The organism is Pseudomonas sp. 1121_17 (assembly GCF_052850745.1).
On record NZ_VXCX01000002.1, the window covers coordinates 63,532 to 79,822 of the forward strand.

At 60.2% G+C, this 16,291-nt stretch carries 15 protein-coding genes; 3 read left to right on the plus strand and 12 right to left on the minus strand.

What is annotated here, in order from left to right; all coding sequences use genetic code 11:
• Positions 1-5 precede the first annotated feature (5 nt).
• Complete coding sequence (locus FW789_RS05125) at positions 6-1,553, minus strand: EAL domain-containing protein (protein WP_446431081.1); 1,548 nt, start codon at positions 1,551-1,553, stop codon at positions 6-8.
• 301 nt (positions 1,554-1,854) lie between these two features.
• Here FW789_RS05125 and hppD point away from each other — a divergent pair, with 301 nt between their 5' ends.
• Positions 1,855-2,931: a 4-hydroxyphenylpyruvate dioxygenase gene (gene hppD, locus FW789_RS05130; RefSeq protein WP_101318855.1), complete on the plus strand. Its 1,077-nt coding sequence runs from the start codon at positions 1,855-1,857 to the stop codon at positions 2,929-2,931.
• 24 nt (positions 2,932-2,955) lie between these two features.
• Here hppD and FW789_RS05135 read toward each other — a convergent pair whose 3' ends face one another.
• Entirely contained in the window at positions 2,956-3,750 is a 795-nt protein-coding gene (locus tag FW789_RS05135; protein ID WP_411565068.1) for a CSS-motif domain-containing protein, read from the minus strand.
• A 253-nt stretch (positions 3,751-4,003) separates the two neighbouring features.
• On the opposite strand from FW789_RS05135, the gene FW789_RS05140 reads away from it, so the two are divergent.
• Positions 4,004-6,079 carry a hybrid sensor histidine kinase/response regulator gene (locus FW789_RS05140; RefSeq protein ID WP_367615278.1) on the plus strand — a complete coding sequence of 692 codons (2,076 nt, stop codon included), beginning with the start codon at positions 4,004-4,006 and terminating at the stop codon, positions 6,077-6,079.
• Between the two features lie 88 nt (positions 6,080-6,167).
• On the opposite strand, the gene FW789_RS05145 is transcribed toward FW789_RS05140, so the two are convergent.
• From FW789_RS05145 to FW789_RS05190, 10 genes are all read right to left on the minus strand, one after another.
• A complete protein-coding gene (locus FW789_RS05145; RefSeq protein ID WP_446431082.1) occupies positions 6,168-7,223 on the minus strand; it encodes a tetratricopeptide repeat protein in 1,056 nt (351 codons plus the stop codon).
• A 96-nt stretch (positions 7,224-7,319) separates the two neighbouring features.
• The gene (locus tag FW789_RS05150) at positions 7,320-7,883 is read right to left on the minus strand and encodes an NUDIX hydrolase (protein ID WP_103437115.1); all 564 of its coding nucleotides are present in this window, start codon (positions 7,881-7,883) and stop codon (positions 7,320-7,322) included.
• Between the two features lie 2 nt (positions 7,884-7,885).
• A complete protein-coding gene (locus tag FW789_RS05155; RefSeq protein ID WP_103437116.1) occupies positions 7,886-8,638 on the minus strand; it encodes a GntR family transcriptional regulator in 753 nt (250 codons plus the stop codon).
• 88 nt (positions 8,639-8,726) lie between these two features.
• The gene (locus tag FW789_RS05160; protein ID WP_101318865.1) at positions 8,727-9,116 is read right to left on the minus strand and encodes a carboxymuconolactone decarboxylase family protein; all 390 of its coding nucleotides are present in this window, start codon (positions 9,114-9,116) and stop codon (positions 8,727-8,729) included.
• Positions 9,117-9,216: 100 nt separating this feature from the next.
• Positions 9,217-9,702 carry a flavin reductase family protein gene (locus tag FW789_RS05165; protein WP_103437117.1) on the minus strand — a complete coding sequence of 162 codons (486 nt, stop codon included), beginning with the start codon at positions 9,700-9,702 and terminating at the stop codon, positions 9,217-9,219.
• Positions 9,703-9,716: 14 nt separating this feature from the next.
• Positions 9,717-11,198, minus strand: coding sequence for an aldehyde dehydrogenase (locus FW789_RS05170; RefSeq protein WP_446431083.1), 1,482 nt, complete (start codon positions 11,196-11,198; stop codon positions 9,717-9,719).
• Positions 11,195-12,028, minus strand: a complete 834-nt coding sequence (locus FW789_RS05175) for an alpha/beta fold hydrolase (RefSeq protein ID WP_101318871.1) — start codon at positions 12,026-12,028, stop codon at positions 11,195-11,197. Before FW789_RS05175 ends, FW789_RS05170 begins: the two co-directional genes overlap by 4 nt.
• 64 nt (positions 12,029-12,092) lie before the next feature.
• Complete coding sequence (locus tag FW789_RS05180) at positions 12,093-12,683, minus strand: amino acid synthesis family protein (protein WP_101318873.1); 591 nt, start codon at positions 12,681-12,683, stop codon at positions 12,093-12,095.
• Between the two features lie 224 nt (positions 12,684-12,907).
• Positions 12,908-13,951, minus strand: coding sequence for an LLM class flavin-dependent oxidoreductase (locus FW789_RS05185; protein ID WP_103437119.1), 1,044 nt, complete (start codon positions 13,949-13,951; stop codon positions 12,908-12,910).
• A gap of 96 nt (positions 13,952-14,047) precedes the next feature.
• Positions 14,048-14,533, minus strand: a complete 486-nt coding sequence (locus tag FW789_RS05190) for a flavin reductase family protein (protein WP_101318877.1) — start codon at positions 14,531-14,533, stop codon at positions 14,048-14,050.
• A gap of 317 nt (positions 14,534-14,850) precedes the next feature.
• Between FW789_RS05190 and FW789_RS05195 the strand changes: the two genes are divergently transcribed.
• Positions 14,851-16,254 (plus strand): purine-cytosine permease family protein, encoded by a 1,404-nt coding sequence (locus FW789_RS05195; RefSeq protein WP_101318879.1) that lies wholly within the window; start codon positions 14,851-14,853, stop codon positions 16,252-16,254.
• The last annotated feature ends 37 nt before the right edge of the window (positions 16,255-16,291 follow it).

Consider the following 16,291-nt stretch of genomic DNA (forward strand, 5'->3'; position numbering starts at 1 on the left):
ACCTCCTAGAGCAACCGCGGACGAGCCGCCAACGCCTGCAGAAAGTCCTCCAGCGGCATCGGTCGGGCAAACAGGTAACCTTGCTGAAAGTCCACGCCGTGACCTTGCAGATAATCGCGCTGCGTGGCTGTTTCGACACCTTCGGCGACAATGCCCAGACCCAGCTTGGCCGACAGTTCGATGATGCTCTCGAGGATGTGCTGCGACAGCGCGTCACCGCCGATCATGGCGACAAAGCTCTGATCGATCTTGAGGTAATCGACCTTGAACTGGCGCAGGTAATTAAGGCTTGACTGGCCGGTGCCAAAGTCGTCGAGGGCGATCATCACGCCCATGTCATGCAGTTTGGCAAACAGCTCGAGCGCAACCGGGGTGGCCTCAAGCAACTTGCGTTCGGTGAGCTCCAGGGTCAAGGCAACTCGCCCAGGAGGAAAATGCTGCAGGAAACTCCGGCAATCTTCCAGCAAGCTAAGATCCTGACAGTGGTCGGCAGTGATGTTGATGCCGATATGAAAGCCGTCTTCCAACAGGGCGGCGTAGGGCGCGAGGCTTTGAGCGGTGTGCAGCATGAGGGCGCGGGTCATCGCGACGATCTGCCCGCTGTGTTCTGCATAGGGGATGAACAGGTCAGGGCGCACCAGACCTTCGCGCGGATGGTTCCAGCGCATCAACACCTCGGCCCCGGCCCAGTGGTAATCACCCTTGCGTACTACAGGTTGGAAGTATGGTACGAATTCGTTGGCCTGTAGCGCCCGATCCAGCTCCGCGCGTGGGGACGATGCACGGCGCAGTTGCCAGTGGCAGACACCTGCGGCCGCGACGCCCAGCAGGAGTAACAGGGCCATCACCGCAGGGTACTGATGACTGATCAGTTCGGCCTGCTTGCCTGTGGCGAAACCGCCATGGACACTGAACGGATAACGCGCCGAGGCCTGCTCTACTGCGGCGCTGGGCGATGCAGGTGGAGTGCCTTGATGAACTATGCCATCTTGGCCCATCCAATTGCCGCCGACGCGCAGGTACAGTTGCTGACCGCTGCCAATGAGCCGCAAGGCAGTGAGCAGATGATCACTGTCGACAGTGGTGAGCGCCGCGCGTTGTGCGTTGCCTGCACGATAGACCAGCAAGGCATGCCCTGGTGTGACAGAGTTGCCATCCATCAGCCACAGACGGTCGTCAGTGTAATGAATGGGGCTGACAGCCTCCTGGTGCTCGCCAAACAATGACGTACAGTAGAGGATGTTGTCGCTGACCAGATTGGCTGAGCGCACAAAAGCATTGCGTGTGACCTCACTGCGCAGCGCGACCTCAAGCTGCGCGCACGGCTGCCCCGCCAGTGGCAGCAGGGCCTGGGCCGCCGTTGCCAGGCTGTCAAGAATGTGCTCGACATGGGCAACGACCAGACGGCTGGTTTTCTCGCTGGCCTGATACATGTCACGCTGGCTTTGCCAAGCCATCACACCAACCCCGCATAACACAGGCAGAAGGCCCATCAGCCACGGGAGCAGGGCATGCCAACGGCGGCGGCCGGGATGTTTGTTTGAAAGGGGCATGTGGACCTGAAAGTGACGATGACCTGCCAAGGATAGCCGTTGGTCGGGTTGAGCGGACAACTAAAAGCGCGACAAACTCATTTACGCCCTATAGAATCCAATTACGAATAAAACAATAAAGTCCTCTCATGCTGAGGGCCAAGCCGCCGAGAATGTGCCCCTATGCCACACCATGGGTTCAAATTGATCATTGGTACTTTCCTCGCCCGCAGCGTGCGTGGCATCCCCTGCTCGCCACCCGGCTGTCCGCCATCGAACGCAACTGAATAATCGTTATTACGCAGTAGATGAGGACACGAACATGGCTGATATCTTCGAAAACCCGATGGGCCTGATGGGCTTTGAGTTCATTGAACTGGCATCGCCGACGCCGGGCGTGCTGGAACCTGTATTTCAGATACTGGGCTTCACCAAGGTCGCTTCGCACCGCTCCAAAGATGTGCACCTGTACCGCCAGGGCGACATCAACCTGATCCTCAACAACGAGCCCAAAAGCATTGCCTCGTACTTTGCTGCCGAGCATGGTCCGTCGGTGTGTGGCATGGCCTTCAAGGTGCGCAACGCCCATGAAGCCTATGCGCGTGCACTCGAGCTTGGCGCTCAGCCGGTGGAGATCGAAACCGGCCCGATGGAGCTGCGACTGCCCGCCATCAAGGGCATTGGTGGTGCGCCGCTGTACCTGATCGACCGTCACGAAGAAGGCAGTTCGATCTACGACATCGACTTCAAGTTCATCGAAGGCGTCGAGCGCAATCCGGTCGGTGCGGGGCTGAAGATCATCGACCACTTGACCCACAACGTCTACCGTGGACGCATGTCGTATTGGGCCAACTTCTACGAGAAGCTGTTCAACTTCCGCGAAATTCGCTATTTCGACATCAAGGGTGAGTATACCGGCCTCACCTCCAAGGCCATGACTGCGCCGGATGGCATGATCCGCATTCCGCTGAATGAAGAATCGTCCAAGGGCGCCGGCCAGATCGAAGAGTTCCTGATGCAGTTCAATGGCGAGGGCATCCAGCACGTCGCCTTCCTTACCGATGATCTGCTCAAGACCTGGGACGCGCTCAAAGCTCTGGGGATGCGCTTCATGACTCCGCCACCGCAGACCTACTACGAGATGCTTGAAGAGCGGCTGCCAGGCCACGGCGAGCCGGTGGACCAGCTGCAGCCGCGCGGTATCCTCCTCGACGGCGCGGCTGAATCAGGTGACAAGCGCCTGCTTCTGCAGATCTTCTCGGAGACCTTATTGGGTCCAGTGTTCTTTGAATTCATCCAGCGCAAGGGTGATGACGGTTTCGGTGAAGGCAACTTCAAGGCCTTGTTCGAATCGATCGAGCGGGATCAGGTGCGTCGCGGCGTTCTCGACGTGCAATGACGGCTGGCGCACCCTGCTTGTGGTTCAGGCAGTGGTGCGCTCTCGCTTGCGCCGAGCGCGGAGTATGCCCCAGTAGGTAATGGCGGCAGTCAGAAGACCTACCAGCGTCAGCGAGGGCAAGACCTGAACCATCAGCGTACGCGCCTCTGCCAGCGTGTACCCCGCTGGATAACCCACGTTCACCCGATAGTCATGCCGAGTCGACGGCGCACTGCGGAAGAATTCGCTCTGTGAAGGTTGTTGCTGATCGCGGCTATCGCCTTGACTCCAGAGATAAGCGTCCTCGAACTCCAGTACCAACACAAGCCCATCCTGAAAACCCTGCAGTTCTCTGCGCAGCTCAATACCATAGCTCGTCGCAATGATGCCTGGACCATCGTCGCTCAGCCGATATTCGACCATTACACCATTGGGCGTTGTCGGCGAGTCGAAATTCAGCCTGACCGTGCGTCCGGCGGTGATGTCGATGTGATGCGGAATGATCGTTGGCAAGGTGCTGCAGTACGCCAGATCATCTTTGGTCAGCTCCAGTGAGTGGATTCGCGGGTCGCTGGCGGTCATCGCTCGCAGTTGTTCGATCACATTGTCACACGCCTGGCCGCTGAACTGGCTGGCGGTACTGGCCGTGAGCAACAGACTGTCCAAGCGTCGATCAATCGCGAACAAAGCCTCTTGGGCCGATATGCGCGCGTTTTCGTCTAGCTTGCGCTCTAGCTGATAGAACATCACGGTCAGCCCGGAAACAATCGGTATCAGCCCGACCGCCGAGACTAACAGCAGCTCCAGCAAACTACGCCCTGTGTGCATGAGTTTTGACATCGGCAACATCCTTCCCTCTGGTGCTGTCCGCGTTTGGACAACTGGCAGATCAGATTACGTAGGGCGCGACACCGCAGATGTAGGCTTATGTCGATTCAGCTTTGGGGAAACTCCAGCTGCGCTGTGGGAGCTCGGAGCAAAGCGGGGTCAGAGGTCTCCTGCTCGCCTCGCAAATCCGGCGTTGCAGTGGATCAAGTTCCAGCAGATCATGCGCACTAAATAGTCAGCCAGTCGACGTCAAGGAATCCAGACAGTGGTCGCCAAGGGCAAGTCGTCCGATACCGATTTTCAAGTGATCCATCTTGAACCCAGTTGGAAGCAGGTCGACCCGATTGCGCAGGCCATTCGCATGTTCGATTGGGGCGCCACCCCCCTGGGTGTACTGGCGCAATGGCCGCCCTCGCTGCGGCACGCCGTGGATATCATGCTCGCGTCGCCGTTCCCGGCAGCGCTGATATGGGGCGACAGACTTACGGTAATCCATAACACCGCGTACTCGGACGTGATCGGCAAGGGCGCCCCTGGTTTGGGCGGCAGTTTCGAGCAGTTATGGCTCAAGCATTGGGAGCACGTTGGGCCGTCTGTATTCAAAGCGCTCGAGGGGCAAGCAAGCTTCGTTGGCGATGCCCCCATTCTGGTCGCAGATGGCACCGAGGCCGGCAATGTCTGGTGCGCCCTGGGTTATACGCCGATCAGAGACGAGCAGGCACGCGTCGCGGGTTTTCTGCATACCGCCATCAACGCCACAGCCAGCGTCGAAACGCTGGGCGAGTGGCGTGAGCTGACTGAGCGATTCGAGCAGCAGATCGCGCAGTACCAGGCCGATCGCGAAGGGATCTGGGCGTTATCTGGACAAGCCATGATCATGGTCACGCTTGATCTGCGCCTGCATGCTGTAAACCCCGCGTTTGAACGCATGATGGGATGGACGTTGTCGCAAATGGCCGAGATGCCTATCATCGACCTGATACACCCATCCGATCGACGTGACGTGTCGGAAGTTGCGCTGGACGTGCTGCACGGCAATGGCGTGAGCGAGCTTGAGAGCCGAGTGCGTCACCGTGCCGGACATTATCGCTGGATCCGATGGAGTGCTCGGCGCGACGGTGAGTTTCTGACCGTGGTGGGCAGTGACATCAACCAGGAGCGTGAAAACGCTATGCGACGCTCTGAGGCGCTGCTGCGCAATAATCAGCGCGTCACTGTGGTGAGTCAGTTGGCAGGTGGCATGGCCCATGAAATGAACAATTTGCTGTCTGGCATTGGCGGCAGCCTGGAATTGTTGCAACGGCGTATCGACCAGGGTCAACCCGACCGAATTGCCAGTTACGTAGAGCTGGCACGCGACTCGGTTGAGCGCGCAATGATCCTTACGCATCAGCTGCTGGCTTTTTCCAGAACTCAACGTCTGTCGCCGCGACCGCTGAACAGCACGCAGGTGATGACAGCCTCGCAGCCTTTGTTTTTGCAGGCCCTGGGCCCAGAGATTCTCCTTGAGTGTCATCTGGATAGTGATGCCTGGCCGATCCTGGTCGACTCGGGGCAGCTGGAAATCGCTCTGGTCAACCTGTGCACCAATGCCCGTGAGGCCTGCAACCTTGCGGGCACAGTGACCATTCGCAGTTTCAACCAGCGGCTAGAGGATGATGAACGAGCCCATGGAGGGCTACCGGGAGGTGATTATCTTGCCATTCAGGTGGAAGACAATGGCCATGGCATGGCCAGCGAAGACATTCCTCGCGCGTTTGAGCCGTTTTTCACCAGCAAGCCTGCAGGGCGCGGCGCGGGGCTGGGTCTGTCCATGGTCTACGGCTTTGTTCACCAGTCAGGGGGCTATGTCTGGCTCGAGTCCACGTTGGAGCAAGGCACCCGGGTGACCATGATCTTCCCGCGCTGTCTGCAAGCTGTCGAACCGGAGGCTACGCCTCAGTTACCGGTGCTGATGGAGCCTGTCCATGATCGGCGCCTGTTGCTTATCGATGACGAAAGCGGCCTGCGCGCGCTGATGAAGGAAGCGTTGGTAGAACAGGGCTTTGAGGTAATCGATGTCGCAGATGCTGCAGGTGCGATGAGCAAGTTTCGCCACGAGGGAAGTTTCGATCTTGTCATAACCGACATTGGCCTGCCTGGCGGCTCCAGTGGTCGCCAGGTAGCGCAGGCGATGCGGCTGCTGCAACCGCAGCAGAAGATCTTGTTCATAACCGGCTACAGCGAGCACCCGATCGAGCAGGCCTTGCTCGACCAACCCGGTACGGGCTTGATGCTCAAGCCATTCTCGCTGGCACTGCTGGTTGCTCGGGTACAGAGTATGTTGACCGAGGCAAAGTGATAGAGCGCTGGCTAGCAATTTGTACAGCCCGCGTCGCGTCTAACCCCAGTCCTGAAGCCTCGAACAGAGTGCAATTGGTTGCCAAGTGCTACAAGCCTTGTTGCAGAATCGGATCGTCCGGGTTCTGGCGCTCTAGCTCGGCCAGCAGCACTTGCACATTCTGCAGTTGCCCGGTCTCCTTCCAGTACTGGATTAACAAAAGCCGCGCGTTGCGACTGGCAGGTTGCCGGTCGAGGATGGTTTGTAGCTGCTTCTGCGCGGCTTCAACCTGCTCGAGCTGATGCAAGGTGACCGCCAGCATGTAGCGGTAATCAGTGTTTTCCGGCTCCAGTTCAACCGCGCGGGCAAACGCCAGCAAGGCATATTCGGTTTGCTGATGGCGATTGAGCCACAGACCGAGATCGTGCTGCAGAAAGGCCGAGTCTGGCTGCAGTGCCAGCGCCTTGGCCAAAACCTGGCGAGATTCGTCGTGCAAGCCTTGGCGTTCGAGCAGGCGTACCTGGACGGCGAGGGCATCCAGGTTCTGCGGGGTCAGCTGCAAACTGCGCTGCAGGGCCAAAGCGGCATGTGCGTAATCATCCTCATGCAGGTATAACCGGGCCAGATGCACTTGCGCGGCGCTGTCTTCCGGTTGCTCCAGGAGGGCTTGTTGGTAGGCTTCGAGGGCTTGTTGCAGCGGCCCGAAATACAAGCCAATGGCGTCCGCGTCGAGACCGAGCAGGGCATCTACTGCCGCGAAGCGCACACTTTGCTCGTCATCATCAAGCATAGGCCCAAGCACCAGGCTGCGTTGGCCGGCAGGCAACAGGCGGCGAATACTCTCGATGGCTGCGCGACGTACCATCGGGTCATCGTGTTGCAGGTCAAGCCTGGCCAGCTCCAGCGCTTTTGGCGAGGGATAGTTGGGCAACTCGGCATACAGTGCTGCGCGCCGGATGGGCGTCAGGTCGCCACGCTGCAACTGTTGATAGAGCACCCGCGCAGCTCCTGGCAGGCCGTCGTGGGCCTGGCGCAGCGCTTTGCCATAACTGTGCGGCGCGACTGCCGGGACGCTAATTTCGACATCTCGCGAGCAGTAGCCGAGGGTGGCCGATACCAGGATCAGAGCGAGCACGGCGATCAGGTACAGGCGGTGTCTGGGCATTGGCAGGTCCGGTGGTCAGGAACCACTGAGCTTGGGCCAGGCGCCGCCTAAATGCAATGCGGGAGGGCGCGTTGGCGTCGCTAGACAACACCGCAGTCAGCGAATGAAATGCACCTTGCCGGTGTCATCATTGCCCATGTAGATCCCGTACACACCCGCCTGACGCTCCAGGATATAGCGCTCGAGAATCTGTCGGATGGCCGGGTAGTAGATCTCGTCCCAGGGGATCTGGTCAGGCTCGAAAAACTTGTAGGCGAGGGTCTCTGCACCGAACACGCCGGTTTCAGCGGTGGCGATGGCGCGGAAGACGATATACACCTCGCTGATTTTGGCCACGCTGAAGATCGAGTACGGCGAGACGATTTCGGCCCGTACTCCGGTTTCTTCCCAGACTTCACGCAGCGCCGCCTGCTCGGTGGTTTCGCCGGCTTCCATGAAGCCTGCCGGCAGCGTCCAGGTGCCAGGGCGCGGGGGGATCGCGCGCTGGCACAACAGGTACTTGCCATCGCGCTCGATGATGCAGCCGGCGATGATTTTCGGGTTGATATAATGGATGTAGCCACAAGCGGCGCAGTACAGGCGCTCATGGGTATCACCGGAAGGAACGCCCCGGGCAAGCTCGGTAGTGCAGTACGGGCAATAGCGCGGGGAGTTGGGCATGGTCAGCGGCCTATGCGAGGGTCCTTCAGGGCCACGGGCGCGACGATCTCGCGCACCTTGGTATTGTCATCCTGCTTCTGGCGCAGGTAGTCCAGCGCCACTGCAGCGGCAGCGCGTACATGGTCGACCGAGGCCTGATGTGCGGCCAGCGGGTCGCCACTCTTGATCGCCGCAACGATCTTTTCCATTTCCTTGTTGCTGGCGCCACGGCGGTTCTGTTGCGACACCGAGGTCGCTCGCAGGTAGCTGATACGTGCCTGCAACTGGCGCAACTGGGTGGCCGCGACGTGGTTGCCGGACCCTTCCAGGAGTACGTCGTAGAAGCCTTGCACCGAGTCGATCACCTGCTGCAACTCGCCATCTTCGAGCGCTTCGCGGTTGACTTCGAGCGCACGCTCGAGCGCGCGGATGTCCTTGGCCTTGGCGTTGAGGGTGAACAGCTGGACGATCAGGCCCTCGAGTACGCAGCGCAGCTCGTAGATGTCACGGGCATCTTCCAGGGTGATGATCGCGACCCGCGGGCCCTTGGCGTCGGCAAATTCGACCAGGCCTTCGGATTCGAGGTGGCGTAGCGCTTCGCGGACCGAGGTACGGCTGACGCCGAGGCGGTCGCACAAGTCGCGCTCGACCAGGCGGTCACCCGGTAACAGGTGAAAGTTCATGATCGCGTTGCGCAGTTTGTCGAGCACGATCTCGCGCAGGGTGACGGGGTTGCGGTTGACCTTGAAGCTGTCGTCGAGTGGCTGGCGTTTCATCAGGTGCGCTCTTTATGAGGCTGTTGCGCCAACCTCGCGAAGCACCACGAACCGGGGCGCTCCTTGCAGTGGTTCGAACAGCCCGCTGTTAACGGGTTGACTCCGCGTCGGCTTCGGCAAAGGCCTCGCGGGCCAGCCGGAAGCTGTCTACCGCCGCCGGCACGCCGCAATAAATGCCGACCTGGAGCAGGATCTCGCGAATCTGTTCACGGCTCAGGCCATTACGCAAGGCGCCGCGGATGTGCAGCTTAAGCTCATGGGGCCGATTGAGCGCGGAAATCATTGCCAAGTTTATCATGCTGCGCTCTTTGAGCGACAAACCATCACGGCCCCAGACATGGCCCCAGCAGTACTCGGTGACCAGGTCCTGCAGCGGCTTGGTGAACTCATCGGCGTTCTGCAGAGAGCGGTTGACGTACTCTTCGCCCAAAACTTGCGTGCGGATCTCCAGGCCCTTTTGATACTTGTCGTTGCTCATGGCAGTGCTCCGCAATAAAACAGGGCCGCGAACAAGGGTGAGGTTCGCCGCGGCCCCCAAAAAAGTCAGCGCTGCGCCAGGCAGCGCGGTGGCACTCAGGTCAGCCCAGCGATGGCAGGGCGCCGAGCTTGCCACGATGGTAGACCATCGGCGTCACCGGCTCGGCCGGCAGCACCAGGTTTTTCACCGCACCGACGATGATCGCGTGATCGCCGCCGTCGTATTCGCGCCACAACTCGCATTCAATTATCGCGGTGGCCTTGGTCAACAGCGGGTTGCCCAGCTCGCTGAGCTGCCACTCGATGCCCTTGGCCTTGTCTTTGCCCTTGCCGGCAAAGGCATAGGCTTCGGCGGTCTGCCCGGCCGACAGCAGGTGAATGGCAAACTGCTTGCTGTCTCGCAGGATCGGGTAAGTGTCCGAGGCGTAGTTGGGGCAGAACAGCACCAGCGCCGGCTCGATCGACAGCGCACTGAAGGCGCTGGCAGTGATGCCGACGATGCCGCCGTCGGCGTCCAGCGTGGTAACGACCGTGACGCCCGAGGGGAACGAGCCCATCACGTCTTTGTAGATGCCAGGTTCGATCATCTTGGCAGTGCTCCTTAGCGCATCACGAAGGGGTCGGGCATGGGCGCGGTGGACAGGTTGATCCACACGGTCTTCAGCTCGGTATAGGCCAGCACCGAATCGATGCCACTTTCACGGCCGTAGCCGCTGTTCTTGAAGCCGCCGATCGGCGCCATGGCCGAGACTGCACGGTAGGTGTTGACCCAGATGATCCCCGAGCGCACGTCACGGGCCAGCCGGTGCGCGCGGCCCAGGTCGCGGGTCCAGATACCTGCCGCCAGGCCGAACTGCGAGTCGTTGGCGATCGCCAGGGCCTCTTCTTCGGTCTTGAAACGAATGACCGCCGCGACCGGGCCGAATACTTCTTCCTGCATGATCTTCAGCGAATTGCTGTCGCACTCGAACAGGGTCGGCTCGTAGAACCAGCCATCGCCCTCGACCTCGGCACGCTTGCCACCCATGCGCAGTGTGGCCCCCTCGGCGCAGGCTGCGGCGACCAGGCCTTCGACCACTGCCAGCTGCTGTGCGGTGGCCATCGGGCCCATTTCGCTCTGCTCGTCCTGCGGATTACCGATGCGGATGCGTTTGGCCCGCTCGACCAGCCGTGCAACGAACTCGTCGTAGATTTCGTCTTGCACCAGCAGCCGCGAGCCGGCGACGCAGCTCTGCCCAGAGGCAGCATAGATGCCCGCCACTGCACCATTGATGGCGCTTTCCAGGTCGGCGTCGGCAAAGATGATGTTGGGCGATTTGCCACCCAGCTCCAGCGACAGTTTGGCGAAATTCTCGGCGCTACTGCGCACTACATGGCGGGCAGTCGCAGCTCCGCCGGTGAAGGCGATCTTGCGGATCAGCGGATGACGGGTGAGGGCAGCGCCAGTGCTTGGGCCGTAACCGGTGACTACGTTGACCACGCCAGGTGGGAAACCGGCCTCAAGGGCCAGGCGGGCCAGCTCGAGAATGGTTGCCGAAGCGTGCTCGGACGGCTTGAGGACGATAGTGTTACCCGCGGCCAGCGCCGGTGCCAGCTTGATTGCGGTCAGGTACAGCGGGCTGTTCCAGGGGATGATCCCGGCCACCACGCCCATCGGCTCATGCACGGTGTAGGCGAACAGATCAGGCTTGTCCAGCGGCAGGGTGCCGCCTTCGAGCTTGTCGGCCAGGCCCGCGGTGTAATGGAAAAACTCTGGCAGGTAACCGACCTGGCCGCGGGTTTCGCGGATCAGCTTGCCGTTGTCGCGGCTTTCCAGCTGGGCCAGGTGTTCTTTATTCTCGGCAATCAGGTCGCCAAGCCGGCGCAGCAGTTTACCCCGCGCAGTCGCGGTTAGGCCGCGCCAGGCCTTGCTGTCGAAGGCGCGCTGGGCCGACTGCACGGCCAGTTCAACATCAGCTTCGTCGGCGTCGGGCAGTTGCGCCCAGACCTGCGCGGTGGCCGGGTCGAGGCTGTCGAAAGTCTTGCCGTTCTGGGCATCGCGCCATTGGCCATCGATGCACATCTGGAAACGAACGAGGGTCATGCAACTATCCCCTTGGCGGATTCGGTGAGGGTGCGCGCTTGACTGAGGAAGTCCAGCAGCATCTTGTTGACTTCACGCGGCGCTTCTACTGCCATCATATGCCGTTGTTCGGCGAGGACCACGCAATGTGCTCCGGGGATGCGTGCGGCGAGCTGGCGGGTCATGGCCGGAGTGGAGCCGGAGTCGAGTTCGCCGGTGGCGATCAGGGTTGGTGCCTGAATGCTGCCCAGATCGCTTTCGCGGTACATGTCCTGGGTGGCGAACAGCGAATAGGTAGTGTGGTAGCCCTGCGGGTCATTGCTGGCAAGGATCTGCTTGATCGCGGCGACCTGAGCCGGGTTGGCGGCCTTGTACTCGCGGCTGAACCAGCGCTCCAGGGCGGCGTCGACGTTGGCGTCCGGGCCCAGTTCGGCCGCTTGTGCCGCGCGGGCGATGACCCCGGCGCTCTGCTCGGGCGAACGGTTGAACACGCTGTTGAGCACCACCAAGGCCGTCAACCGCTGCGGATAATTCAGGGCAAAGGCCCGTGCCACCAAACCGCCCATCGAGAAGCCGATAACCGTGGCCTGGGCGATCTGCAGATGGTCGAGCAGCTCGGCCAGTTGCGCGGCGTAGCCCTCAAGTGGGGTATCGGCGGCAGGCAACTGGCTCTGGCCGTGGCCGAGCATGTCGTAGGCTATGACCTTGTAGTCAGTGGCGAGGCCGACGATCTGGCCGCCCCACATTTCCTTGTTCAGGCCGACGCCGTGGATCAGTACCACAGGCTGGCCTTGGCCAGTCACCAGGTAGCTGGTGCCGGCGGGTGTGCGTTCAGCAACAGGCTGAATCATCGAGGGCGCTCCTTGAGCGTGAGGCGTGGCGCTGTACGCACGCCCCGGCCCGTTGATCTAATTGTTATTGAGCTTTTTCGGCTGCCAGTTCTTCGAGGTCGATGTAGCGGTTGCCGATGCGCGGGTGCAGGCGGCCGCCGTCAGCGGCGCCCAGTACCACCACGATCTCGTCGGCACGTGGTGCATCTTCGATCTGCATTTCCAGGGTGATGTAGTGCGAACGCAGGCCTTCGTCATCCTTCTGCATCATCGGGATCTGGATCGAGGTGCCTGGGCCGCCACGCTTGTTGGTGAAGCTCAGGTAGCTCTTGGCTTGCACCGCTTCGCGGTAATGGTTGCCAAAGCGCAGGGTGTGAATCACCGCCGAGGCGTGTTCGATCTCGCCATCAGCACCGACGACCGCCGCTTTGCCGTAGGCCTCGATCTTGTCCGCGCCGCCGATCGCAGCAATCAGACGCTCGACCATCAACGCGCCGAGGTCAGAGCAATTGGCACGGATTTCCGGTTTCAGATCATCAACGAAACCGCGACCCGCCCATGGGTTCTTGATCACCACGGCAAGGCCGACCATGGTCACCGGTTTGTCGGTGGCCTTGCCGCCTTCGATGCGGGTTTCTTCGGAGTAGGTGACGATCTTGCGGATTTCGAAACTCATGGATGGCTCCTGTCAAAGGTATCTGGTCTTGTTGTCTGATGGTATACCATAATATTTGTTCTGCAATAGCTTGATTGAAATTTCTCCGGCGAGAAGACGAAAGGCCGCTCAATCCAGCTATACAGGGGCCGCCGGCAGATCATCGACAAAAAAATGCCCGCTCACGCAGGCGATCAAGCCCGCAGGAGCGGGCTGTTCCCGCAATGAATTCAGGTAAAGGGAATTCAGTTGAAAGCCGGCACGACTTCCTTGATGAACAGCTCCAGCGACTTCTTCTTTTCGGCATGCGGCAAGCTGTTGTCACACCAGAAACTGAACTCGTCGACGCCGAGCTCCTGGTAGTACTTGATTCGCGCAATGATTTCTTCGGGCGTGCCGATCATGGTGTTCTTGCGAATGTTGTCCAGCTCGAAGGCGGGCACTTCGGCAAACTTCGACTCCGGGCTCGGCTCGAGGAAGCCATTGACCGGAACGGTCTTGTTGCCGAACCAGGCATCGAAGGTGCGGTAGAAGCGCGCAATCGCCTTGGCGCCGATCTTCCAGCCATCTGGCTCGGCAGCGCTGTGCACGTGGGTGTGGCGCAGCACCATCAGTTGCGGGCGCGGTACCTCTGGGTTGTTGTCGAGTGCGGCCTGGAATTTGTTTTTCAGGTCGAGCACTTCTTCGTCACCCTTCATCAACGGGGTGACCATCACGTTGCAGCCGTTCTTCACGGCAAAGTTGTGCGAGTCTGGGTCACGTGCGGCAATCCACATCGGCGGCATGCCGCTTTGGACTGGCTTGGGTACGCTGGTCGAAGTAGGAAATTTGTACACCTCGCCTTCGAAGGCGTAATCGCCTTTCCACAATTCGCGGACCGCCGGGACCATCTCACGCAGGGCCTTGCCACCTTCGGTAGCGGGCATGCCATTGGCCATGCGGTCGAATTCGAATTGGTAGGCGCCGCGGGCCAGGCCGACTTCCATTCGCCCGTTGCTGATCACGTCGAGCAGGGCGCATTCGCCGGCTACCCGGATCGGGTTCCAAAACGGCGCGATGATGGTGCCGGCGCCCAGGCGAATCTTCTCGGTGCGTGCGGCCAGGTAGGCCAGCAGCGGCATCGGGCTGGGCGAAATGGTGTATTCCATGGCGTGGTGTTCGCCGATCCACACGGTGCTGAAACCGCCGTCCTCGGCCATCAGGGTCAGTTCGGTGAGGTCTTCGAACAACTGGCGGTGGCTGACCTGTTCATCCCAACGTTCCATGTGCACGAACAACGAAAATTTCATGGGGCATTCCTCAACGCTTGAATGTCGCGCCTGGCAGGGCAGGCGTCAGTGATCACAACGGACGCGCCTGGCATCCGTAGACAGAATAGGCAGTGCTCAGGCGAAGGCAGGCAGGCTGGCCATCTTGCCGCGGCAGTAGATCATCGGCTGTGGCGCTTGCTCAGGGACGATCAGGTTCTGCACCTTGCCGACCATGATGGCGTGGTCGCCACCTTCATATTCACGCCACAGTTCGCACTCGATGATTGCGGTGGCGTTGGCCAGCAGGGGATTGCCCAGCTCGCTCAAAGTCCACTCGATGCCAGCGGCCTTGTCCTTGCCCTTTTTCGCGAAGGCGTAAGCCTCGGCTTGCTGCTCGCCGGAGAGCAGGTGAATGGCAAAGCGCTTTTTGGCGATCAGGACAGGGTAGGAGTCAGAGCTGTAATTAGGGCAGAACAGCACCAGCGGCGGGTCCATCGACAGCGAGGAAAAGGCGCTGGCGGTAAGGCCGACGATCTGGCCGTCGTCATCCAGAGTGGTGATGACGGTAACGCCGGACGGGAAGGAGCCCAGGACGTTCTTGTAGACGGTTGCGTCGATCATGAAGTGATCCTCTTCGCAGGGGAGCGGTGGTCCGCTTTTTATCGTTGATGTGTCTGATGGTATACCGTAATACTCGTTTTGCAAGCGCTAATTACGCATCTGAAAAAAACACGATGAAAGGCGCCAACCCTTTGAATACGCGGTCTTGCCGTCAATTTAGATTGGCCTGGAAGGTTGCTGAACCGGATCAGTTACTGCTTTTTAGGGCGGCGCAGTGTTGTCAAAAGCTTGGAATACCATAATATGGTCCGCAGCTGAGAGGCCGCCATGAGCGGTTTCCTACAACGATAAAAACGACCCTTTCGAGCTGAATTCCTATGTCCCAATCGTCGTCGCAGCACCAGTTTGTCGAGAATCACACGGTCGATTACGTTCCACCAGCAGAGCGCCACGGGAAGGCGCGCGACCTGTTCACCCTCTGGTTCAGCACCAACATCGCGCCACTGCCCATCGTCACCGGCGCCATGGTGGTCCAGGTTTTTCATCTGAATCTGCTGTGGGGGTTGATTGCCATCGCTCTAGGGCACTTGCTCGGCGGGGTGGTTATTGCCCTGGCCTCGGCGCAGGGGCCGCAACTGGGCATTCCGCAAATGGTCCAGAGCCGTGGCCAGTTCGGCCGCTATGGCGCTCTGCTGATCGTGTTCTTCACTGCGCTTATCTATGTTGGCTTCTTCATCTCCAACATCGTGCTGGCCGGGAAATCGATCCATGGCATTGCCCCCAGCGTACCGATGCCGACGGCAATCGTGATCGGCGCCCTCAGCGCGACGGCGATCGGCGTGATCGGCTACCGCTTCATTCATAGCCTCAACCGCATCGGCACCTGGGTGATGGGTTCGGCGCTGCTGGCCGGTTTCATCATGATGTTCGTCCAGGACCTGCCCGCCGACTTCTTCAGCCGCGGCAGCTTCAACTTGTCCGGCTTCATCGCCACTGTTTCGCTGGGCACCATCTGGCAGATCAGTTTCTCGCCCTACACCTCTGATTACTCGCGCTATCTGCCGCGCGAAATCGGCATCGCCAAGCCGTTCTGGGCGACCTATTTCGGTGCCACCCTGGGGACCATCCTGTGTTTCAGTTTCGGCGCGATTGCGGTGCTGTGCGTGCCGGAAGGCACTGATGCCATGGCAGCGGTGGAACAAGCCACTGGCTGGTTGGGGCCGATCCTGATGGTGTTGTTCCTGCTCAACATCATCAGCCACAACGCCCTCAATCTGTACGGCGCGGTGCTGTCGATCGTGACCGCGATCCAGACCTTCGCGGCGCAGTGGACTCCCAGCATCAAGGTGCGGGTGATCCTCGCTGCAGTGATTCTGCTCGGTTGTGGGATGGTTGCGCTGAACGCGTCGGCTGACTTCATCGGCCAGTTCATCGGGTTGATCCTGGCACTGCTGCTGGTGCTGGTGCCGTGGGCGTCGATCAACCTCATCGATTTCTACCTGATCAAAAAAGGCGTGTACGACATCGCCTCGATCTTCAGTGCGGATGGCGGCATCTACGGGCGCTTCAATCACCACGCGATCATTGCCTACGCCTGCGGCATTCTGGTGCAGTTGCCGTTTGCCAATACTGCGCTGTATGTCGGGCCGTACTCGAATCTGGTCGAGGGCGCAGATTTGTCGTGGTTGTTTGGCTTGTTGGTGACCTGCCCGCTGTATTACTGCCTGGCCACACGTGGCCAGACCCAGCGGGCTGGCAAGCCGCTACGCATCAATCCCTGATAGACAACGGGGGCTGCCCGGCAGCCCCCTTGTGCTG